The sequence below is a fragment of the Collimonas pratensis genome (assembly GCF_001584185.1).
GTDB classification, from domain to species: domain Bacteria; phylum Pseudomonadota; class Gammaproteobacteria; order Burkholderiales; family Burkholderiaceae_D; genus Collimonas; species Collimonas pratensis.
In genome coordinates this window covers 4714360-4737914 of record NZ_CP013234.1, presented here as the reverse complement: position 1 = coordinate 4737914, position 23555 = coordinate 4714360, and the positions used below count along the sequence as shown (strand labels likewise).

Annotated in this window: 9 protein-coding genes and 3 pseudogenes; 7 read left to right on the top strand and 5 right to left on the bottom strand. The window is 56.8% G+C overall.

All coding sequences use genetic code 11. The features are described 5' to 3' along the window. Nucleotides 1-12: 12 nt before the first annotated feature. The gene (locus CPter91_RS21065; protein WP_061943743.1) at nt 13-933 is read right to left on the bottom strand and encodes an AAA family ATPase; all 921 of its coding nucleotides are present in this window, start codon (nt 931-933) and stop codon (nt 13-15) included. A 199-nt stretch (nt 934-1132) separates the two neighbouring features. Here CPter91_RS21065 and CPter91_RS21060 point away from each other — a divergent pair, with 199 nt between their 5' ends. The 3 genes and pseudogenes from CPter91_RS21060 to CPter91_RS27810 all read left to right on the top strand — a co-directional run. Continuing rightward, on the top strand, nt 1133-2071 hold the full coding sequence (locus CPter91_RS21060; RefSeq protein ID WP_061943740.1) for a histone deacetylase family protein: 939 nt from the start codon (nt 1133-1135) through the stop codon (nt 2069-2071). Nucleotides 2072-2222: 151 nt separating this feature from the next. Beyond that, on the top strand, nt 2223-3158 hold the full coding sequence (gene ylqF, locus CPter91_RS21055; protein ID WP_082793117.1) for a ribosome biogenesis GTPase YlqF: 936 nt from the start codon (nt 2223-2225) through the stop codon (nt 3156-3158). Between the two features lie 1385 nt (nt 3159-4543). Further along, a pseudogene (locus CPter91_RS27810) lies at nt 4544-4672 on the top strand (ESPR domain-containing protein); the annotation flags it as partial. A gap of 137 nt (nt 4673-4809) precedes the next feature. Here CPter91_RS27810 and CPter91_RS27430 read toward each other — a convergent pair. The 4 genes from CPter91_RS27430 to CPter91_RS27880 all read right to left on the bottom strand — a co-directional run bounded on the left by CPter91_RS27430 (nt 4810) and on the right by CPter91_RS27880 (nt 7482). Next, nucleotides 4810-5487 (bottom strand): hypothetical protein, encoded by a 678-nt coding sequence (locus CPter91_RS27430; RefSeq protein WP_236905878.1) that lies wholly within the window; start codon nt 5485-5487, stop codon nt 4810-4812. 54 nt (nt 5488-5541) lie between these two features. Then, nucleotides 5542-5826 (bottom strand): hypothetical protein, encoded by a 285-nt coding sequence (locus tag CPter91_RS27425; RefSeq protein ID WP_236905877.1) that lies wholly within the window; start codon nt 5824-5826, stop codon nt 5542-5544. Between the two features lie 102 nt (nt 5827-5928). Continuing rightward, a complete protein-coding gene (locus CPter91_RS27885; protein ID WP_236905876.1) occupies nt 5929-6936 on the bottom strand; it encodes a hypothetical protein in 1008 nt (335 codons plus the stop codon). A 108-nt stretch (nt 6937-7044) separates the two neighbouring features. Beyond that, nucleotides 7045-7482 (bottom strand): hypothetical protein, encoded by a 438-nt coding sequence (locus tag CPter91_RS27880; RefSeq protein ID WP_061943735.1) that lies wholly within the window; start codon nt 7480-7482, stop codon nt 7045-7047. Here CPter91_RS27880 and CPter91_RS27805 point away from each other — a divergent pair. From CPter91_RS27805 to CPter91_RS26295, 4 genes and pseudogenes are all read left to right on the top strand, one after another. Then, a complete protein-coding gene (locus tag CPter91_RS27805) occupies nt 7442-16438 on the top strand; it encodes a hemagglutinin (protein ID WP_236906065.1) in 8997 nt (2998 codons plus the stop codon). The genes CPter91_RS27880 and CPter91_RS27805 overlap by 41 nt on opposite strands. A gap of 447 nt (nt 16439-16885) precedes the next feature. Further along, nucleotides 16886-17071 carry a hypothetical protein gene (locus tag CPter91_RS26705; protein ID WP_150119774.1) on the top strand — a complete coding sequence of 62 codons (186 nt, stop codon included), beginning with the start codon at nt 16886-16888 and terminating at the stop codon, nt 17069-17071. 79 nt (nt 17072-17150) lie between these two features. Further along, nucleotides 17151-17270 (top strand): annotated as a pseudogene (locus CPter91_RS27875) (ESPR domain-containing protein); the annotation flags it as partial. A 582-nt stretch (nt 17271-17852) separates the two neighbouring features. Then, nucleotides 17853-23534: pseudogene (locus tag CPter91_RS26295) on the top strand (ESPR-type extended signal peptide-containing protein); the annotation flags it as partial. Nucleotides 23535-23555 lie beyond the last annotated feature (21 nt).

Below are 23555 nucleotides of genomic sequence, written 5' to 3'. Positions count from 1 at the left end.
GCCGAGGGAAGCCTAGACCGCGACGGACTTCATCAGCTGCAATACCAGGTCGCGCGCGCCCAGGGCGCTGCCGGTGTGGGCTTTGAGCGGCCGCAGGCGATGGGCGGCGACCGGCACCAGGACCGCCTGCACATCTTCCGGCACCACGTGGTTGCGCCCCTCCAGCGCAGCCCAGGCGCGCGCCGCCTGCAGCAGCGCGATGGCGGCGCGCGGACTCATGCCTTCAGCAAACAAACCATTCTGGCGCGAGGCGTGCGCCAGCGCCTGGACATAATCGACCAGCGCGCTGGAGGTATGGATCAGTTTCAAGGCTTGCCTGGCTTCGATCAGTTCCGCTGCCTGCATCAGCGGCGCCAGCGATTTCAGCAAGGTGCGGCGGTCTTCGCCCATCAGCAGCGCGCGCTCCGCCGTGGCGTCCGGATAACCCAGCGACAGGCACATCAGGAAACGGTCCAGCTGCGATTCCGGCAAGGCGAAGGTGCCGACCTGGTGCGCGGGATTTTGGGTGGCGATGACGAAGAACGGTTCCGGCAGGTCGCGCGTTACGCCTTCCGCCGTCACCTGGCGCTCTTCCATCGCCTCCAGCAACGCCGACTGCGTCTTCGGCGTGGCGCGGTTGATCTCATCGGCCAGCAGCACCTGGGTGAACACCGGTCCGGGATGGAACACAAAGCCGCTCTTCTCGCGATCGAACACCGAAATACCGACCACGTCCGCCGGCAGCAGGTCGCTGGTGAACTGCAGGCGATTGAAGCGCAAGCCCAGCGAAATCGCCAGCGCATGCGCCAGGGTGGTCTTGCCGACCCCAGGCACATCCTCGATCAGTAAATGGCCTCCTGCCAACAGGCATACCAGGGCCTGGCGGATCTGATGGTCCTTGCCGACCACAATCTGGCTGACTTGCTGTGCTACTGCGTGAATTTTTGCGAACATGGCGTCGTGTTTGTGAGGAGGGAATTACCGAGAGAGAATCATACAAACTTCCTCAGCGTTAACCTAGTTTCTTTGAGAAAATATTCTTCGGGATCGTCCCGTCTGCGGCGCCGGGCACGTGCAGCCTGTCCAGATCCGGGCGAGAATGGCTCCACGTGTACACTATCAGCATTTCCAGCAAGACTTTTGGCGAGATCAATTGACTACTGCTTTCTATACCCATCCCGATTGCAAGCTGCACGACATGGGCGCCGGCCATCCGGAATCGCCGGCGCGGCTGCAGGCCATCGAAGACCAACTGATCGCCAGCCGTATCGACCAGCTGCTGGATTACCGCAGTGCGCCGCTGGCGCAGGAGAGCGACCTGGCGCGGGTGCACAGCGCCGCCATGATTGCCCTGGTGCGCCAGCATAGCCAGGCGCTGGCCGGCACAGCCGCTACCTATCCGCTGGATCCCGACACGGCAGTCAATGCGCATAGCTGGCAGGCGGCATTGCGCGCAGCCGGCGCCGCGCTGGCGGCGACCGATGCCGTCATCGGCGGCGAGGTTGACAATGCTTTTTGCTCGGTGCGCCCGCCCGGCCATCACGCCACTTCCACCGCGCCGATGGGGTTTTGTCTTTTCAATAACGTAGCAGTGGCTGCGCGCCACGCACTGGAAGTGCACGGACTGGAGCGGGTGGCGATCGTCGATTTCGATGTCCATCACGGCAATGGCACCGAAGAGATCTTTGCGCATGATCCGCGGGTGCTGATGGTGAGCTTTTTCCAGCATCCGTTTTATCCCTACAGCGGCGCCGAGCAGGGCAGCGGCAAGGCGGTCAATATCCCGCTGCCGGCCTACAGCGATGGCAAGGTGGTGCGCCAGCTGGCGACGGAACAATGGCTGCCTGCCCTGCAGGCGCATCGGCCGCAAATGATTTTTGTCTCGGCCGGCTTCGATGCGCATAGAGAAGACGACATGGCACAGATGGGGCTGGTCGAGGCCGACTACACCTGGCTTACCCGGCTGGTGATGCAAGTCGCGGCCGAGCATGCGCAGGGCCGGATCGTCAGCTGCCTGGAGGGCGGCTATGACCTCTCGGCGCTGGGGCGCAGCGTGGTCGCGCACATGAAGGTGCTGGCTGAACTGGAATGATTTGCTTGTTTTTCGGCAATTAAATGGAGCATTAGCGGCCTGCCGAGGGCGCTTTGACGTGTTTCGCCTTGCACGGCTTGCGGCCGCGATTGCGGTGGGAGCGGAATAAGTCCGTACAATAGCGGTTTATTTTAGTCAGACAAGACAACGCATGTCCATACAATGGTTCCCAGGTCATATGAACGCCGCCCGCAAGAAGGCGGCGGAAGCTATGGAGAAGGTCGATCTCGTGATCGAAGTGCTCGACGGCCGTTTGCCGCAAGCTAGCTGCAACCCCATGATTGAACAGCTGCGCGTGCATCGCCAGCGTCCCTGCCTGAAAATCCTCAACAAGAGCGACCTGGCCGATCCGGCCGCCACCCAGGCGTGGCTCAACTTTTACAATGCGCAGAAAAATGTGCACGCAGTGGCCCTGAGCTGCAAGAAGCCGTCCGATGTCGCCAAGATCCCGGGTTTGTGCCTGACGCTGGCGCCGCATCGCGGCACGCCGCTCAAGCCATTGCGCATGATGATCATGGGGATTCCCAACGTCGGCAAGTCGACCTTGATGAATGCCTTGCTCAAGCGCCGCGTGGCGGCTGTCGGCGACGAACCTGCGGTGACCAAGGTGCAACAGCGCCTGTACTTGGGCAACAACATGGTGCTGATCGACACGCCAGGCATGCTGTGGCCGAAGATCGCCCATCCGAGCGACGGCCTGATGCTGGCCGCCAGCCACGCCATCGGCAGCAATGCGCTGATCGAGGAGGAAGTAGCGACCTTCCTGGCCGACGCGCTGCTGTTGCGTTACGCGCCGCTGCTGACGGCCCGCTACGGCATCAAGACCGAAGGTATCGACGGCGTCAGCGTCATCGAAGGCGTGGCGCTGCGTCGCGGCTTCCGCCTCAAGGGCGGCGATCTCGACCTGGAGAAGGCGGCGCATACGCTGCTGCAGGATTACCGTACCGGCGCGCTCGGCCGCATCAGCCTGGAGACGCCGCAAACACGGGCGGTCTTGCTGGCGCTGCATGCGGAAGAAATGGCCAGGCGCCAAGCCGAAGCGGAAGCCGAAAAAGCAGAACAGGATGAGCAGGACAATCAGCGCTAAAACTGCTCAGCCTCGCCAAAGCCCGCAATGATGTTGTGATTGCGGGCTTTTTGTTGTCCGGACCGATGGCACCGTCATGGCATGGATGGTGCGGGAAATAATTTTACATTTTCTCCCAGGTACCGGCAGGTGGCGAGCGCACGCCGCAGGATTTTTTTCCAATCATGTTTCACATTGTCCGGACATACAGGTCTGTCCGTTAAGCAACTTCTTGGACTGTATAGATGCTTAGCCGGCGGCGTAATTTGTTGTCACTAATACTAGATAAAATAGCATTTTCACGTCGACAGTTTTATCTTCCGTGTCTTCATTGATGTCTGTCGTATAGACATTGTCTTTCATTCCAAATAATTAATTTTGAAAAACACATTTATCATTTCCAGTGAGAAATAAAACTGTATTTTTATTGCCTTGTGGAATATTTTATTTTTGAGGCGTCCAACTATTTTCCTCTAAATAAGTTGTTTTTCAGCAACGACGGAAATTAGATATTCAATATATGTATATCTTGAAAATATCAATATTTATAAGGGCTTACAGGTTTTTTTAAATTTAAATAGTGTCTTGAATGCATAAAAATGGTAGATTTTTGAGATGCTTTCAATCGTCATATATGAATAAATTCGTTGTTTATTGGCGACTTTAGGGAACTTATTTAGATGACATAAATATCAATTGAAATTAACATTTGGCACTTTCTGCGAATTACGAATCTGGACATTTATTAATGTCAAAATTGAAACTGTAACGAAGTGCTGAATGCATTGGACGCAGCGCGTGCCGGACGATTAGCAATATCTTGATTTTCAGTAAATTACCTAGGCGGATTTCAAGCGGTTCTGATGTGAATCAGCTGCTTTTTATGTAACAAGTCGATTGGTAAAAATAGTTAAAAGCAACAATAAATGTTACTTAAAGTCCAATATTGTTACTTTAAGTAGAGCGCAAAAGCGATAGCATTTCCCGGCAATCATGCCGGTTTCCGAGCTCTAAATTTTTCGATCGAGATACGAGGCAAGCAGAAGGAACGCTTGCATCTCGGCTCCCCGGTGTGATGAAGCTGAGTTCTTTGTGGTCTAGAGACATCAAATTTTCAGGGTGAAAAATGAAAAAAATAAATCAAGTGACGAGCCTCAAGATCTGGCTGCAAGAGTTGAGCCAATCGCAGGCAGGCTTAGCCGCGTCCTTAATTTCGACAAGCAGTGTTTGCTGTTGACTGGCGGCGTGCGGTCCTGTGCTGGTGCGATGGCCCAGCAGGCTGCGCCGGTAACAACTGCCTGTCTTCCTTTAACTCCCTGATTTTTCGCGTTGTCCATGTGATCTCGCTTGCGCGAACGGTCCGATCCCATGGCGCAAGTTCCATCATATTTTGATTAGAGCAACTCATGAATAAAATTTACCGCACCGTATATAGCGAAGTACTTGGCGCCTGGGTTGCCGTCTCCGAAAATACAGCTGCTCGAGGAAAGCGCAGCCGCTCTATATTGGCTGCTGCAATGGCGACTGCGGGGATCAGTGCTCAGCTGTTTTTGTTTACGCCGAATTACGTATTTGCACAAACTTTGCCAGAGGCGGTATGTACGGCAGGCAGTAGCGGCACTATGTATGGTGGCACAGCCTCTTGTGTCAACTATGTCAACAACACCAGAATTTACCTTAATAGCTTATCGACATCCACATCGACGACGGTAACCAGTCTGTCAACGGGACTGAGTACGACTAATAGCAGTGTGTCGTCACTATCGACTTCGACATCAACCGGTCTGAGCGCGGCCACTAGCAGCGTCACGTCGTTGTCGTCGTCCGTGTCGACGGGCCTGAGCACGACTAATAGCAGTGTGTCGTCGTTGTCGACCTCGACTTCGACCGGCATCACATCACTATCGACTTCGACATCGACAGGTTTGAGCACAGTCACTAGCAACGTCACTTCGCTGTCTAGCGGTCTCAGTACCACGAACAGCAATGTTTCTTCATTGTCGACATCCGCGTCGACTGGCTTGAGTGCGGTCACCAGCAACGTCACTTCGCTGTCCAGTGGCCTCAGTACCACGAACAGTAACGTTTCTTCGTTGTCGACCTCGACCTCAACAGGCTTGAGCACGGCCGCCAGCAGTGTCACGTCGCTGTCTAGTGGTGTCAGTACCACCAACAGCAGCGTTTCATCCTTGTCGACCTCGACTTCGACCGGTATTACATCGCTGTCGACTTCTGCGTCGACTGGCTTGAGCACGGTCACAAGCAACGTCACTTCATTGTCCAGCGGTCTCAGCACTGCCAACAGCAATGTCTCTTCGCTGTCGTCGTCTACATCGACTGGATTGAGCACAACGAACAGCAGCGTTACCTCACTATCGACTTCGACGTCGGCTGGCTTGTCTAGTCACACCAGTAGTATCAATTCTCTATCGACCGGCCTTAGCACTACCAACAGCAACGTAACGTCGCTGTCGGCGTCCGCATCTACCGGTCTGAGCACGGCCAACAGCAGTGTTTCGTCCTTGTCGACCTCGACTTCGACTGGCATCACATCACTGTCGACGTCAACATCGTCAGGCTTGAGTACGGTTAATAGCAGGGTAGACTCGCTGTCTACATCAACTTCGACCGGATTGGGTGCAGTTACCAGTAACGTCGCTTCGTTGTCGAGCGGTCTGAGCACCACCAACAGCAATGTTTCCTCGCTTTCGACATCTGCATCTACCGGCCTGAGTACGACGAACAGCAGTGTTACATCCTTGTCGACTTCAACGTCTACAGGTTTGTCCAGTCACACCAGCAATATTAATTCGTTATCTAGCGGCCTGAGCACTACCAACAGCAACGTTTCCTCGTTGTCGACTTCGGCTTCAACTGGTTTGAGCACAGTGAGCAGCAACGTCACTTCGCTCTCTAGCGGTCTCAGCACTACGAATAGCAGTGTTTCATCCTTGTCGACCTCGACTTCGACCGGCATCACATCGCTGTCGACTTCCGCTTCAACGGGCCTGAGCACAGTCACCAGTAATGTCACTTCGTTGTCTAGCGGTCTCAGCACCACGAACAGCAATGTTTCTTCATTGTCGACGTCTACATCGACTGGTTTGAGCACGACTAACAGTAGTGTTTCGTCCTTGTCGACATCGGCATCGACCGGTCTGAGCACAGTCACTAGCAACGTCACTTCGCTGTCCAGCGGTCTCAGTACAACGAACAGCAATGTTTCCTCGCTGTCGACGTCGACATCCACCGGCTTGAGTACAGTCACTAGCAACGTCACTTCGTTGTCCAGCGGCCTTAGCGCCACAAACAGCAACGTCTCTTCATTGTCGACGTCTGCGTCTACTGGACTGAGCACAACTAATAGCAGTGTTTCCTCCTTGTCGACTTCGACTTCGACCGGCATCACGTCGCTATCGACTGCGGCGTCGACTGGCTTGAGCACAGTCACCAGCAATGTCACTTCGTTGTCCAGCGGTCTCAGTACCACGAACAGCAATGTTTCCTCGCTGTCGACGTCTGCATCCACCAGCCTGAGCACAACTACCAGCAGTGTCTCGTCCTTGTCGACCTCGACTTCGACCGGCATTACATCGCTGTCGACATCGGCGTCGACTGGCTTGAGCACAGTCACCAGTAGTGTCACTTCGCTATCTAGCGGTCTCAGCACCACCAACAGCAGCGTATCGTCACTGTCGACCTCGACTTCGACCGGCATCACATCACTGTCGACTTCGGCATCTACAGGTTTGAGCACGGTCACTAGCAACGTGACTTCATTGTCTAGTGGTCTCAGCACGACGAACAGTAATGTTTCTTCGTTGTCGACATCTGCATCGACCGGCCTGAGCGCAACTAATAGCAGTGTTTCGTCCTTGTCGACTTCAACGTCTACGGGTTTGTCCAGTCACACCAGCAGTATTAATTCGTTATCTAGCGGCCTGAGCACTACCAACAGCAACGTCTCCTCGTTGTCGACTTCGGCTTCAACTGGTTTGAGCACAGCGAGCAGCAATGTCACTTCGCTGTCCAGCGGCCTCAGCACCACGAACAGCAATGTTTCCTCGTTGTCGACATCTGCATCCACTGGACTGAGTACGACGAACAGCAGTGTTTCGTCCTTGTCGACTTCGACCTCAACCGGCTTGAGCACAGTGAGCAGCAACGTCACCTCGCTGTCTAGCGGTCTCGGTACCACGAACAGCAGTGTTTCTTCGTTGTCGACGTCTGCATCGACTGGACTGAGCACGGTCACTAGTAACGTCACTTCGTTGTCCAGCGGTCTCAGCACAACAAACAGCAATGTGTCTTCGTTGTCGACATCGGCATCGACCGGCCTGAGCACAACTAATAGCAGTGTTTCGTCCTTGTCGACTTCAACGTCTACTGGTTTGTCCAGTCACACTAGCAGCATTAATTCGTTATCTAGCGGCCTGAGCACTACCAACAGCAGCGTTTCGTCCTTATCGACCTCGGCTTCGACCGGCATTGCATCGCTGTCGACTTCCGCTTCAACGGGCTTGAGCACAGTCACCAGCAATGTCACTTCGTTGTCTAGCGGTCTCAGTACCACGAACAGCAATGTTTCATCCTTATCGACCTCGACTTCGACCGGCATCATATCGCTGTCAACTTCGGCGTCGACCGGCTTGAGCACAGCCACTAGCAACGTCACTTCACTATCCAGCGGCCTTAGTACCACGAACAGCAATGTTTCTTCGCTGTCGACCTCTGCATCGACCGGCCTGAGCACGACGAACAGCAGTGTTTCGTCCCTGTCGACCTCGACTTCGACCGGAATCACATCGCTGTCAACTTCGGCGTCGACTGGTTTGAGTACGGTCGCCAGCAACGTCACTTCATTGTCGAGCGGTCTCAGTACGACCAATAGCAATGTTTCTTCGCTGTCGACATCTACATCTACTGGCTTGAGTACGACTAACAGCAGCGTTTCATCCCTATCGACCTCGACTTCGACCGGTATTACGTCGCTATCGACTTCGGCTTCAACCGGATTGAGTACAGTCGCCAGCAATGTCGCTTCACTGTCGAGCGGTCTTAGCACTACGAACAGCAATGTTTCTTCGTTGTCGACGTCTACATCGACCGGATTGAGCGCAGTCACCAGCAACGTTACTTCACTGTCGAGTGGCCTTAGCACCGCGAACAGCAACGTTTCCTCGTTGTCGACGTCTGCGTCAACCGGTCTGAGCACGACTAACAGCAGTGTCTCGTCCTTATCGACCTCAACTTCGACCGGCATCACGTCGTTGTCAACATCAGCATCGACTGGCTTGAGCACGGTCACGAGCAACGTCACATCGCTGTCGAGTGGTCTCAGTACGACCAATAGCAATGTTTCTTCGTTGTCGACGTCTGCATCAACCGGATTGAGTACAACGAACAGCAGTGTCTCTTCCTTGTCGACCTCGACATCGACCGGCATCACATCGCTGTCAACTTCAGCGTCCACTGGGTTGAGTACAGTCGCTAGCAACGTCACGTCATTGTCGAGCGGCCTCAGTACAACGAACAGCAGTGTTACATCCTTGTCGACCTCGACTTCGACCGGTATTACGTCGCTATCGACTTCGGCTTCAACCGGATTGAGTACGGTCGCCAGCAATGTCACTTCACTGTCGAGCGGTCTTAGCACTACGAACAGCAATGTTTCTTCGTTGTCGACGTCTGCATCAACCGGATTGAGTACAACGAACAGCAGCGTCTCTTCCTTGTCAACTTCGGCTTCGACCGGTATCACATCGCTGTCGACTTCAGCATCGACGGGCTTGAGTACGGTCGCTAGCAACGTTACTTCACTGTCCAGCGGCCTCAGTACGACGAACAGCAGTGTTACATCCTTGTCGACATCGACTTCGACCGGTATTACGTCGCTATCGACTTCGGCTTCAACCGGATTGAGTACAGTTGCCAGCAATGTCACTTCGCTGTCTAGCGGTCTTAGCACTACGAACAGCAATGTCTCCTCGTTGTCGACGTCGGCATCGACCGGCATCACATCGCTGTCGACTTCAACATCCTCAGGCTTGAGTACTGTCAATAGCAGGGTAGACTCGCTGTCTACATCAACTTCGACCGGCTTGGGTACAGTTACCAGTAACGTCGCTTCGTTGTCGAGCGGTCTGAGCACCACCAACAGCAATGTATCTTCGTTGTCGACGTCTACATCGACTGGTTTGAGCACGACGAACAGTAGTGTCTCGTCCTTGTCGACTTCAACGTCTGCAGGTTTGTCCAGTCACACCAGCAGTATTAATTCGTTATCTAGCGGCCTGAGCACTACCAACAGCAACGTTTCCTCGTTGTCGACTTCGGCTTCAACTGGTTTGAGCACAGTGAGCAGCAACGTCACTTCGCTCTCTAGCGGTCTCAGCACTACGAATAGCAGTGTTTCATCCTTGTCGACCTCGACTTCGACCGGCATCTCATCGCTGTCGACTTCTGCATCGACTGGCTTGAGTACGGTCGCTAGCAACGTCACTTCGCTGTCCAGCGGTCTCAGTACAACGAACAGCAATGTTTCCTCGCTGTCGACGTCGACGTCAACCGGCTTGAGTACAGTCACTAGCAACGTCACCTCGCTGTCTAGCGGACTGAGCACGACCAATAGCAATGTCTCTTCCTTGTCGACGTCGACTTCGACCGGCATCACATCGCTGTCGACTTCAGCGTCTACAGGTTTGAGCACGGTCGCTAGTAATGTGTCTTCGTTGTCGACCTCAACATCGACCGGCATCACATCGTTGTCGACTTCTGCGTCGACTGGGTTGAGCACGGTCACCAGCAACGTCACTTCACTGTCTAGCGGCCTCAGCACGACCAACAGTAGTGTTTCGTCCTTGTCGACCTCGACTTCGACCGGCATCACGTCGCTATCGACTTCAGCGTCGACTGGCTTGAGCACGGTCACTAGCAACGTTACTTCATTGTCGAGCGGTCTCAGTACGACGAACAGCAATGTATCTTCCCTGTCGACCTCGACTTCGACTGGCATCACGTCATTGTCGACGTCAACATCGTCAGGCTTGAGTACGGTCAATAGCAGGGTAGACTCGCTGTCGACATCAACTTCGACCGGCTTGGGTACAGTTACCAGTAACGTCGCTTCGTTATCGAGCGGTCTGAGCACCACCAACAGCAATGTTTCCTCGCTGTCGACATCTGCATCTACCGGCCTGAGTACAGTCGCCAGCAATGTCACTTCGCTGTCTAGCGGTCTTAGCGCTACGAATAGTAATGTTTCCTCGTTGTCGACGTCGGCATCGACCGGATTGAGCGCTGTCACTAGCAACGTTACTTCACTGTCTAGCGGTCTCAGCACGACCAACAGCAACGTTTCCTCGCTGTCGACATCGGCATCCACCGGACTGAGCACGACCAACAGTAATGTTTCGTCCTTGTCGACCTCGACTTCGACCGGCATCACGTCGCTATCGACTTCAGCGTCGACTGGCTTGAGCACAGTCGCCAGCAACGTTACTTCGCTGTCCAGCGGTCTGAGTACTACGAACAGCAACGTGTCCTCGCTGTCGACGTCGGCGTCGACCGGCTTGAGCACAGTCGCCAGCAACGTCACTTCACTGTCCAGCGGTCTCAGCACGACCAACAGCAATGTTTCTTCGCTTTCGACGTCTGCATCGACTGGGCTGAGCACGACTAATAGCAGCGTCTCTTCCTTGTCGACGTCGACTTCGACTGGCATTACATCGCTGTCGACTTCGGCATCGACGGGCTTGAGTACGATCGCTAGCAACGTCACCTCGCTGTCTAGCGGACTGAGCACGACCAACAGCAATGTTTCTTCGCTTTCGACGTCGGCATCGACCGGTATCACATCGCTGTCGACATCAACATCGTCAGGCTTGAGTACGGTCAATAGCAGGGTAGACTCGCTGTCTACATCAACTTCGACCGGCTTGGGTGCAGTTACCAGTAACGTCGCTTCGTTGTCGACCTCTACGTCTACTGGCCTGAGCACGACCAATAGCAGCGTCTCTTCCTTGTCGGCATCTGCATCGACCGGCTTGAGCACGGTCACCAGCAACGTCACTTCACTGTCGAGCGGCCTCAGCACGACCAACAGCAGTGTTTCTTCGCTTTCGACGTCTGCATCGACTGGCCTGAGCACGACTAATGGCAGCGTCTCTTCCTTGTCGACTTCAGCGTCTACAGGTTTGAGCACGGTCACCAGCAACGTCACTTCACTGTCTAGCGGCCTCAGCACGACCAATAGTAGTGTTTCGTCCTTGTCGACCTCAACATCGACCGGCATCACATCGTTGTCGACTTCTGCGTCGACTGGGTTGAGCACGGTCACCAGCAACGTCACTTCACTGTCTAGCGGCCTCAGCACGACCAACAGTAGTGTTTCGTCCTTGTCGACCTCAACATCGACCGGCATCACATCGTTGTCGACTTCTGCGTCGACTGGGTTGAGCACGGTCACTAGCAACGTTACTTCATTGTCGAGCGGTCTCAGTACGACGAACAGCAATGTATCTTCCCTGTCGACCTCGACTTCGACTGGCATCACGTCATTGTCGACGTCAACATCGTCAGGCTTGAGTACGGTCAATAGCAGGGTAGACTCGCTGTCGACATCAACTTCGACCGGCTTGGGTACAGTTACCAGTAACGTCGCTTCGTTATCGAGCGGTCTGAGCACCACCAACAGCAATGTTTCCTCGCTGTCGACATCTGCATCTACCGGCCTGAGTACAGTCGCCAGCAATGTCACTTCGCTGTCTAGCGGTCTTAGCACTACGAATAGTAATGTTTCCTCGTTGTCGACGTCGGCATCGACTGGTATCACATCGCTGTCGACTTCGGCTTCAACCGGCTTGAGTACAGTCGCCAGTAATGTCACTTCGCTGTCTAGCGGTCTCAGCACGACCAACAGTAATGTTTCGTCCTTGTCGACCTCGACTTCGACCGGCATCACGTCGCTATCGACTTCAGCGTCGACTGGCTTGAGCACAGTCACCAGCAATGTCACTTCGTTATCCAGCGGTCTCAGTACTACGAACAGCAATGTTTCCTCGCTGTCGACGTCTGCATCAACCGGATTGAGTACAACTAACAGCAGTGTCTCTTCCTTGTCAACTTCGACTTCGACCGGCATCACATCGCTGTCGACTTCAGCGTCGACTGGTTTGAGCACCGTCGCTAGCAACGTCACTTCGCTGTCGAGCGGTCTCAGTACCACGAACAGCAATGTGTCTTCGCTGTCGACATCTGCATCGACCGGCCTGAGCACAGTCGCAAGCAACGTCACTTCGCTGTCTAGTGGTCTGAGCACGACCAACAGCAATGTCTCGTCCCTGTCGACGTCGACCTCGACCGGTATCGCATCGCTGTCGACTTCAGCGTCGACTGGCTTGAGCACAGTCGCCAGTAACGTTACATCGCTGTCCAGCGGTCTGAGTACTACGAACAGCAACGTGTCCTCGCTGTCGACATCTGCGTCAACCGGCCTGAGCACGACGAACAGCAGTGTCTCTTCCTTGTCGACCTCGACTTCGACCGGCATCGCGTCGCTGTCGACATCAGCGTCGACTGGTTTGAGTACGGTCACCAGCAACGTCACTTCATTGTCCAGCGGTCTCAGCGCCACGAACAGCAATGTAACTTCGCTGTCAACGTCTGCATCGACCGGCTTGAGCGCGACTATTAGCAGTGTTTCGTCCTTGTCGACCTCAACTTCGACCGGCATCGCATCACTTTCGACTTCGGCATCGACCGGCATCACCTCGCTGTCGACGTCGACGTCGACTGGCTTGAGCACGGTCGCTAGCAACGTTACTTCATTATCGAGTGGTCTCAGCACGACGAACAGCAGTGTTTCTTCGTTGTCGACGTCTGCATCGACTGGCCTGAGCACTACCAACAGCAATGTTTCCTCGCTGTCGACTTCGGCTTCAACTGGTTTGAGCACGGTAACCAGCAACGTCACTTCGCTGTCAAGCGGTCTCAGTACCACGAACAGCAATGTAACTTCGCTGTCAACGTCGGCATCGACTGGCTTGAGCACGGTCACCAGCAACGTTACTTCGCTGTCGAGTGGTCTCAGTACTACGAACAGCAATGTTTCCTCGTTGTCGACATCGGCATCGACCGGCCTGAGCACTACTAACAGCAGTGTTTCTTCGCTGTCGACGTCTGCGTCTACGGGACTGAGCACGGCCAAGAGCAGCATTTCATCCCTGTCGACCTCGACTTCAACCGGCTTGAGCACCACGAACAGCAATGTGTCTTCGCTGTCGACGTCTGCGTCTACGGGACTGAGCACGGCCAAGAGCAGCATTTCATCCCTGTCGACCTCGACTTCAACCGGCTTGAGCACCACGAACAGCAATGTGTCTTCGCTGTCGACGTCTGCGTCTACGGGGCTGAGCACGGCCAAGAGCAGCATTTCATCCCTATCGACTTCGACTTCAACCGGCTTGAGCACCACGAACAGTAATGTGTCTTCGCTGTCGACGTCTGCGTCTACGGGACTGAGCACGGCCAAGAGCAGCATTTCGTCCCTGTCGACCTCGACTTCAACCGGCTTGAGCACCACGAACAGCAATGTGTCTTCGCTGTCGACGTCTGCGTCTACGGGGTTGAGCACGGCCAAGAGCAGTATTTCATCCCTGTCGACCTCGACTTCAACCGGCTTGAGCACCACGAACAGCAATGTGTCTTCGCTGTCGACATCTGCGTCTACGGGGCTGAGCACGGCCAAGAGCAGTATTTCATCCCTGTCGACCTCGACTTCAACCGGCTTGAGCACCACGAACAGCAATGTGTCTTCGCTGTCGACGTCTGCGTCTACCGGCTTGAGCACGACTAATAGCAGTTTGTCGTCCTTGTCGACCTCAACTTCGACCGGCATGACATCGCTGTCGACTTCAGCGTCGACTGGCTTGAGCACAACCACCAGCAGCGTTACATCACTGTCTAGCGGCCTCAGCACGACCAACAGCAACGTGACATCGTTGTCGACTGGCCTGAGCACAACGGCCAGCAACGTCACTTCGCTGTCTAGTGGTCTCAGCACGACCAACAGCAACGTGACATCGTTGTCGACTGGCCTGAGCACAACCACCAGCAGCGTCACTTCGCTGTCCAGTGGCCTCAGTACCACCAATAGCAATGTAGACTCCCTGTCTACATCGACATCGACTGGCTTGAGCACAACCACCAGCAGCGTTACATCACTGTCTAGCGGCCTCAGCACGACCAACAGCAACGTGACATCGTTGTCGACTGGCCTGAGCACAACCACCAGCAGCGTTACATCACTGTCTAGCGGTCTCAGCACGACCAATAGCAATGTAGACTCCCTGTCTACATCGACATCGACTGGCTTGAGCACGGCCACCAGCAGCGTTACATCACTGTCTAGCGGTCTCAGCACGACCAACAGCAACGTGACATCGTTGTCGACTGGTCTGAGCACAACCGCCAGCAACGTCACTTCACTGTCCAGCGGCCTCAGCACCACCAATAGCAATGTAGACTCCCTGTCGACATCGACATCGACCGGCCTGAGCACAGCCACCAGCAACGTCACTTCGCTGTCCAGCGGTCTCAGCACCACCAACAGCAACGTGTCGTCACTGTCGACTTCGACTTCGACCGGCTTGAGCACAGCCACCAGCAACGTCACTTCGCTATCCAGCGGCCTCAGCACCACCAACAGCAACGTGACATCGCTGTCGACGTCGGCGTCGACCAGCTTGAACACGGTTTCCAGCAATGTGGCATCTTTGTCGACTTCAACCTCAACCGGCTTGAGTTCTGCCACCAGCAGCATCGGATTCCTGTCGACCGGCCTGAGCACCACCAACAGCAACGTGAAATCGCTGTCGACTACGGTGTCGGGACTGCAAAGCTCCGGGGTCGCCAATTACTTCAAGGCCGATGGCAAGCAGAATGATCTGGATAATGCATCTGTCGGCGTCGGATCCAATTCGGTGGCGATCGGCGCCAATTCGAATAATGACGGGCGCATTAACGTCGTATCGGTAGGTACGGCTGGCAAAGAACGGCAAGTCATCAACGTCGCGGCCGGTACGCAGAATACCGATGCGGTGAACGTCAGTCAGCTGAATTCGCTGTCGACGGCGACTTCTAATGGCCTGGGATCGTTGTCAACCGCTCTCAGCTCAACCAACAGCAATGTCAATTCGCTGTCAGCCTCGACCTCGACGGGCTTGTCTAGCAACACCAGCAGCATCAGTTCTTTGTCGACCGGCTTGTCCAGCAGTACATCGAACGTCAACTCGCTGTCGACCGGGTTGTCGACTACCAACGGCAATGTCAGCTCCCTGTCATCGTCGACTTCGAGCGGGATTTCTTCTCTCTCGACCGGTATCTCGTCGCTGTCGACCGGCCTGAGCCAGGTCACTTCGCTCTCAAGCGGCCTGAGCAACATCGCCAACGGCACGACATCCTTGTCGACCACGCTGACGTCGCTGGTGGATGCGTCGAAGAACGCGACTGCCAACGGCGGCACGCTGGGCGGCACCACGAGCGGCGGCGCCAACAGCAATGGCACGGTGCAAACGCGCGGCACCAGCGGCACTGTCATCAATAGCGTAGTGGCGGCGACGTGCAGCAGCGTCAATGGAGTCGATGCCACTGGCTCCGGTTTGTGTGCGCAAGCTACCAAGGATGGTGCAACGGCGATCGGTTCGAACGCCCAGGCTACCGATACCAACGCCACGGCGGTGGGTTTCCGTGCCTTGGCTTCGCAGGCAGGATCGGTCGCCATTGGCTATAACGCCCGGGCGACTGGCGATCCTACCGTTGCTATCGGGAACAATGCCTTGGCTTCGGGCAACGATGCAGTGGCAACCGGCGCCGGCGCGCAAGCCACGGCGAACAACTCGGTTGCCCTGGGCGCCTATTCAGTTGCGGACCAGGCCAATACGGTATCGGTCGGTTCTCCCGGCAATGAGCGCCGTATCACCAATGTCGCGGCAGGCGTCAATCCTACCGATGCCGTCAACGTATCGCAGCTGAACAACGTGCAAAACCAGATCGGCGATGTCAAGCGTATCGCTTACTCCGGTGTGGCCATGAGCATGGCGATGTCGGGCGCCGTGACCAGTGCGCTGGAACGTGGCGAAGGCCGGGTTGGGGTGGGTATCGGCTCCTACCAGGGCTATGGCGCACTGGCCCTGCAGTTCCGGGCAAAGAGCAGCACCGGCAACAACACCTGGGGCGTTGGTGTCAGCACCACCGGCAGCGCCTGGGGCGTATCGGCCGGCGTCGATTTCAAATTGTGGTGATCTTGCCGGCGTAGTTTACCGGCGGCCTAAGCTGCAAGACGTCTCGAAAAACCCCGCAATGACTTGTTCATTGCGGGGTTTTTTATCGCCTGGAGGTTAACAATCGTTGCCGCGCAGCCGCTTGACAATTGTTTCCAGGAATTTTCAGGCCAGGAATTTAGTTGCCGTATGCCAATTTCAGTGGTGCTCGAGAGACAAATACTTGTCGCATGGAAAATAAAATGTGAACAACTGTTACGCCGTGTCAAAGATTGTTAAGTTGCGAAAAAAGGAATATGAGCCGGTGATAAATTGCGGCTGTCTCACGATTTATCTGAGCTCTTGATGTTTGAAGCGGCAGCAGGGATATAGCAGATCAAAAAAAATCAGATCAGTTCATCTCGTCGCCCTTGATGTGAAAAAGAGTTCTTCGCGGTTAGAACAACGCTTAATTTCCAAAGGGAAAACATGAACAACTTGCATCAAGTGGCTAATCGCCGGCTGTCCTCCGCCTCAAGTGCGGCTCCTCATTTTTTACAGCAAAAAACGCCGGCATTTGCTGCCCCGTTTTTTCTATTTCCCTTGGTCATGGCAGTTCCAGTGGCCGCTGCGGAGCGTTTGCTTCTGGCTGTCCGCCATCTGTTTTCCTTTTAGTTTTTCCCAATTACCTGTTTCTGCGCGATCGATTCGATCCCTTTAAGCAAGCTGTAATCACATTTGTATAGAGCCAACCATGAACAAAATCTACCGCACCGTCTATAGCCAAATCCTGGGTACCTGGGTTGCCGTTTCGGAACTGGTTGCCGCCAAGGGTAAGCGATCGGGATCGAGCCGCAGCGCCGGCGCGCCTGCCGAGGCGCGGGGCGCTATCTGGGCGGCTTTCCTGGAAGGCGGTTTGCCGCTGAAACCCGCGGTCATAGCCCTGGCATTGGCTCTGCCGTTGTCCGGATACGCGTCTACCATTGCCAATACCGGGGGATCCGGTTGCGGCTCAAGCTATGGCGGTCCGGATGGGACGACATTCAACGCGCCAGGCGCTGCACCCATGTACCAGACCGATGGCTCCGGTTATTACTCGACCGTTGCGGGTTGCGGCGCTAGCGGTGGTCTTTTCACCGGCGTAACGTTGTTTGGTTCGGGTACCCAGGTGACAGGAAACTACGGCTCTGCATTGGGCTTCATGAGCCAGGCCGGCAATCAGGCAACAGCGGTCGGCGTGCAGGCAAATGCCTTTGGCCAGAGTAGTGTGGCGGTTGGCTTGCTGAGCCAGGCGACTGCGCTCAATACCGTTTCCATCGGCTCGGGCGGCAGCGCAACCGCGCCGACCAAGGCCACTGCCACAACGGCGGGCGCAGCCGGCGCCGTCGCCATCGGTGGCAACGCCACCAGCGGCGCGCAAGCGCTGGCCACTGACAGTCTGGCGTTTGGCGGACAATCGTCGGTCGCCTCTGGCGCCACCTCCGGCGTGGCGCTGGGACGCGGCGCCACAGCTTCATATGCCAACAGCGTGGCGCTGGGCGCCGGTTCGACTACCGGAGCGGCTGCCCCCACCGGCACGGGTTTCCTGACCGGCGCGGCAGCGCCGTTATCGGAAGTGTCGGTCGGTTCGGCCGCGGCGCTGCGCCGCATCACCAATGTGGCAGACGGCGCTGCGCCACAAGATGCAGTAACCGTACGGCAGCTGAGCACTGGCATGAGCACTGCCAACAGCAGCATCACCTCGCTGTCGACATCTACATCGACCGGCCTGAGCACGGTCAGCAGCAGTGTGACTTCGCTGTCGACTTCAGCTTCGACCGGCCTGAGCACCACCAACAGCAGCGTGACTTCGTTGTCGACCTCAGCTTCGACCGGCCTGAGCACCACCAACAGCAGCGTGACTTCGCTGTCGACGTCGACTTCGACCGGCTTGAGCACCACCAACAGCAGCGTCACTTCGCTGTCGACCTCGACTTCGACCGGCTTGAGCACCGCCAGCAGCAACGTGACATCGTTGTCGAGCGGCCTGAGCACGACCAATAGCAATGTGACGTCGTTGTCGACTTCGGCTTCGACCGGCCTGAGCACAACAAACAGCAGCGTCACTTCGCTGTCGACTTCGGCTTCCACCGGCTTGAGCACTGCCACCAGCAACGTCACTTCCTTGTCGAGCGGCTTGAGCACGACTAATAGCAATGTGACCTCGCTGTCGACTTCGGCTTCGACTGGCTTGAGCACCACCAACAGCAACGTGACCTCGCTGTCGACTTCGGCTTCGACCGGCCTGAGCACCACCAACAGCAGCGTCACTTCACTGTCGACTTCAACATCTACCGGCTTGAGCACAACCAACAGCAGCGTGACCTCGCTGTCGACTTCGGCTTCGACAGGCTTGAGCACAACCAACAGCAGCGTGACCTCGCTGTCGACTTCGGCTTCGACAGGTTTGAGCACCACCAACAGCGGCGTCACTTCACTGTCGACTTCAGCCTCGACCGGCCTGAGCACCACCAACAGCAGCGTCACATCGTTGTCGAGCGGGCTGAGCACGACCAATAGCAGCGTGACCTCCTTGTCGACGTCGACTTCGAGCGGCCTGAGCTCCGCCAACAGCAGCGTGACGTCGTTGTCGACTTCAACATCGACCGGATTGAGCACCGCCAACAGCAGTGTGACTTCACTGTCGACTTCAACTTCCACAGGCCTGAGCACCGCCAACAGCAGCGTGACTTCGCTGTCGACTTCGACTTCGACCGGCCTGAGTACCGCCAACAGCAACGTGACTTCCTTGTCGAGCGGCCTGAGCACCACCAACAGCAATGTAACTTCGTTGTCAACCTCGGCTTCGACCGGCCTGAGCACCACCAACAGCAGCGTCACCTCGCTGTCGACTTCAACATCTACCGGCTTGAGCAGCACCAACAGCGGTGTCACCTCGCTGTCGACCTCAGCTTCGACCGGCCTGAGCACTACCAACAGCAGCGTCATCTCGCTGTCGACCTCAGCTTCGACCGGCCTGAGCACCACCAACAGCAGCGTCACTTCGCTCTCGACTTCGACGTCGACCGGCTTGAGCACTACCAACAGCAGCGTGACCTCGCTGTCGACGTCGACCTCGACTGGCCTGAGCACCGCTAACAGCAACGTCACTTCGCTGTCGAGCGGTCTGAGCACGACCAACAGCAATGTCAGCTCGCTGTCGACTTCCACTTCGACCGGCCTGAGCACTGCCAACAGCAGCGTGAGCTCGCTGTCGACTTCTACTTCGACCGGCCTGAGCACCACCAACAGCAGCGTGAGCTCGCTGTCGACTTCTACTTCGACCGGCCTGAGCACCACCAACAGCAGCGTCACTTCGCTGTCGACTTCGGCCTCGACTGGCCTGAGCACGGCCAACAGCAGCGTGACGTCGCTGTCCACCTCGACCTCCACAGGCCTGAGCACAGTCAACAGCAATGTCAGTTCCCTGTCGAGCGGCCTGAGCACCACCAACAGCAGCGTCTCGTCGCTGTCGACTTCGACCTCGACAGGCTTGAGCACAGTCAGCGTCGGCGTAGCATCCTTGTCGACCAGTTCGTCCAGCCTGAAGGCAGCCGGTGTCTACGATTACTTCAAGGCCGACGGCAAACTGGACGGCTCGGACCCTGCATCTGTCGGCGCCGGTTCGAACTCGGTGGCGATCGGTGCGAACTCCACCAACGGCGGCCGCAACGACGTCGTATCGGTCGGCGCTGTCAACAAGGAACGGCAAATCATCAATGTGGCTGCCGGCACCCAACTGACCGACGCTGTCAACGTCAGCCAGCTGACTTCGTTGTCGACATCGACCTCGACTGGCCTGAGCACGACCAACAGCAGCGTCAGTTCGCTGTCGACCGGTCTCAGCACGACCAACAGCAACGTGAGCTCGCTGTCGACCTCGACTTCGAGCGGCCTCAGCACCACCAACAGCAGCATCACATCGCTGTCGACGTCGACCTCAACCGGTTTGAGCACCGCCAACAGCAGCGTGACTTCGCTGTCGACGTCAACCTCGAGCGGCCTGAGTACCGTCAACAGCAGCGTCACCTCGCTGTCGACTTCCACCTCGACCGGCCTGAGCACCGTCAACAGCAACGTGACGTCGCTGTCGACCTCGACCTCGACCGGTCTGAGCACCGCCAGCAGCAGCGTCACCTCGCTGTCGACCTCGACTTCGACCGGTTTAAGCACCACCAACAGCAGCGTCACCTCGCTGTCGACCTCGACTTCGACCGGTTTAAGCACCACCAACAGCAGTGTCACTTCACTGTCGACGTCTACTTCGACCGGCTTGAGCACGGTGAACAGCAGTGTCACATCGTTGTCGACGTCGACCTCGACTGGCCTGAGCACTACCAACAGCAGCGTGACTTCGCTGTCGACCTCGACCTCGACCGGCCTGAGCACCACCAACAGCAGCGTCACTTCGCTGTCGACCTCGACCTCGACCGGCCTGAGCACGACCAACAGCAGTGTGACGTCGCTGTCGACCTCAACCTCGACCGGCCTGAGCACCGCCAACAGCAGCGTGACTTCGCTGTCGACCTCGACCTCAACTGGCCTGAGTACTGCCAACAGCAGCGTGGACTCGCTGTCGACTTCGACCTCGACTGGCCTGAGCACCACCAACAGCAGCGTCACATCGCTGTCGACTTCGACCTCGACCGGCCTGAGCACCACTAACAGCAGCGTCACCTCGCTGTCGACGTCGACGTCGACCGGCCTGAGCACCACCAACAGCAGTGTTACATCGCTGTCGACCTCGACCTCGACCGGCCTGAGCACCACCAACAGCAGCGTCACATCGCTGTCGACCTCGACATCGACCGGCCTCAGCACCGCTAACAGCAGCGTCACCTCGCTGTCGACCTCGACTTCGACCGGCCTCAGCACCACCAATAGCAGCGTTACATCCCTGTCGACCTCAACCTCGACTGGCTTGAGCACCGCCAATAGCAGCGTGACTTCGCTGTCTACCTCAACTTCGACTGGCTTGAGCACGACCAACAGCAGTGTCGCCTCGCTGTCGACCTCGACGTCGACCGGCCTCAGCACCGCCAACAGCAATGTGGACTCGTTGTCGACGTCCACCTCGACTGGCCTGAGCACCACCAACAGCAGTGTGACTTCGCTGTCGACCTCGACCTCGACTGGCCTCAGTACGGTCAACAGCAGCGTGACTTCGCTGTCGACCTCAACCTCGGCCGGCCTGAGCACGACCAACAGCAGCGTCACCTCGTTGTCGACCTCGACTTCGACTGGCCTGAGCACGACCAACAGCAGCGTCACTTCGCTGTCGACCTCAACCTCGACCGGCCTGAGTACGGTAAGCAGCAGCGTCGACTCGCTGTCGACCTCGACGTCGACCGGCCTGAGCACTACCAACAGCAGCGTCACATCGTTGTCGACCTCAACGTCGACCGGCCTGAGCACGGCCAACAGCAGCGTCACTTCGCTGTCGACCTCGACCTCGACCGGCCTGAGCACTGCTAACAGCAGCGTCACTTCGCTGTCGACCTCAACCTCGACTGGCCTGAGTACTACCAACAGCAGCGTCACTTCGCTGTCGACCTCGACCTCGACCGGCCTGAGCACGGTCAGCAGCAGCGTGGACTCATTGTCGACCTCGACTTCGACAGGCCTGAGCACCACCAACAGTAGCGTCACCTCGCTGTCGACTTCAACCTCGACCGGCCTGAGCACGGTCAGCAGCAACGTCGATTCGCTGTCGACCTCGACCTCGACAGGCCTGAGCACCACCAACAGCAGCGTCACCTCGCTGTCGACCTCGACCTCAACCGGCCTCAGCACCACCAACAGCAGCGTCAATTCGCTGTCGACCTCGACGTCGACCGGCCTCAGCAGCACCAACAGCAATGTCAATTCGCTGTCGACCTCGACGTCGAGCGGCTTGAGCACCGTCACCAGCAATGTCAGCTCGCTGTCGACTTCGGTCTCTGGCCTGCAGAAATCCGGCGTCAGCAATTATTTCAAGGCTGACGGCAAGCTGGACGGCTCGGACGACGCCTCTGTCAGCGCCGGTTCAAACTCGGTGGCGATCGGTGCAAATTCCACCAATGGCACCCGCAGCAACGTGGTGTCGGTGGGTTCCGTCGGCAAAGAGCGTCAGATCATCAACGTCGCAGCCGGTACGGAACTGACCGATGCGGTCAACGTCAGCCAGTTGAACTCGCTGTCGACCTCGACCTCAACCGGCCTGGGATCGCTGTCAACCGGCCTGAGTTCGACCAACAGCAGCGTCAATTCGCTGTCGACATCGACCTCGACCGGCTTGTCGACCAACACCAGCAGCATCAATTCGCTGTCTACTGGCTTGTCGAGCAACACCTCGAACGTCAACTCACTGTCGACCGGTCTGAGTTCAACCAACAGTAACGTCAACTCGCTGTCGACTTCCAGCTCGACCGGGATCGCCTCTCTGTCGACGGGGATTTCTTCCCTGTCGACCGGGCTGAGCCAGGTCTCGTCGCTGTCAACCGGCTTGAGCAACATCACCAACGGCGCCAATTCGCTGTCGACCACCCTGACTTCGCTGGTGGACGCCTCGAAGAACGCCACGGCGACCGGCGCCACGCTGGGTGGCACCACCATCGGTGGTTCCAACGGCGACGGCACGGTGCAGACGCGCGGCACCAACGGTACCGTCATCAATAACGTGACGGCGGCAACTTGCACCAGCGTCAACGGCGTCGACGCCACCGGCTCCGGCCTGTGCGCGCAAGCAACCAAGGATGGCGCAACCGCGATCGGCTCGAATGCGCAAGCGACCGATACCAATACCACGGCGGTGGGCTTCCGTGCCCTGGCGTCGCAAGCCGGATCGGTGGCAATCGGTAATAACGCCCGGGCGACCGGCGATCCGACCGTGGCGATTGGCCAGAATGCGCTGGCATCGGGCAATAACTCGGTCGCGATGGGGGCAAATTCCCAGGCTACCGCGGCCAACTCGGTGGCCTTGGGGGCAGGTTCCGTGGCAGACCAGGCGAACACGGTTTCCGTGGGCTCGGTCGGCAATGAGCGGCGCCTGACCAATGTCGCGCCGGGTATCAACCCGACCGACGGTGTCAATGTCTCGCAGCTCAACAACGTGCAGAGCCAGTTGGGCAACGTGCAGCGC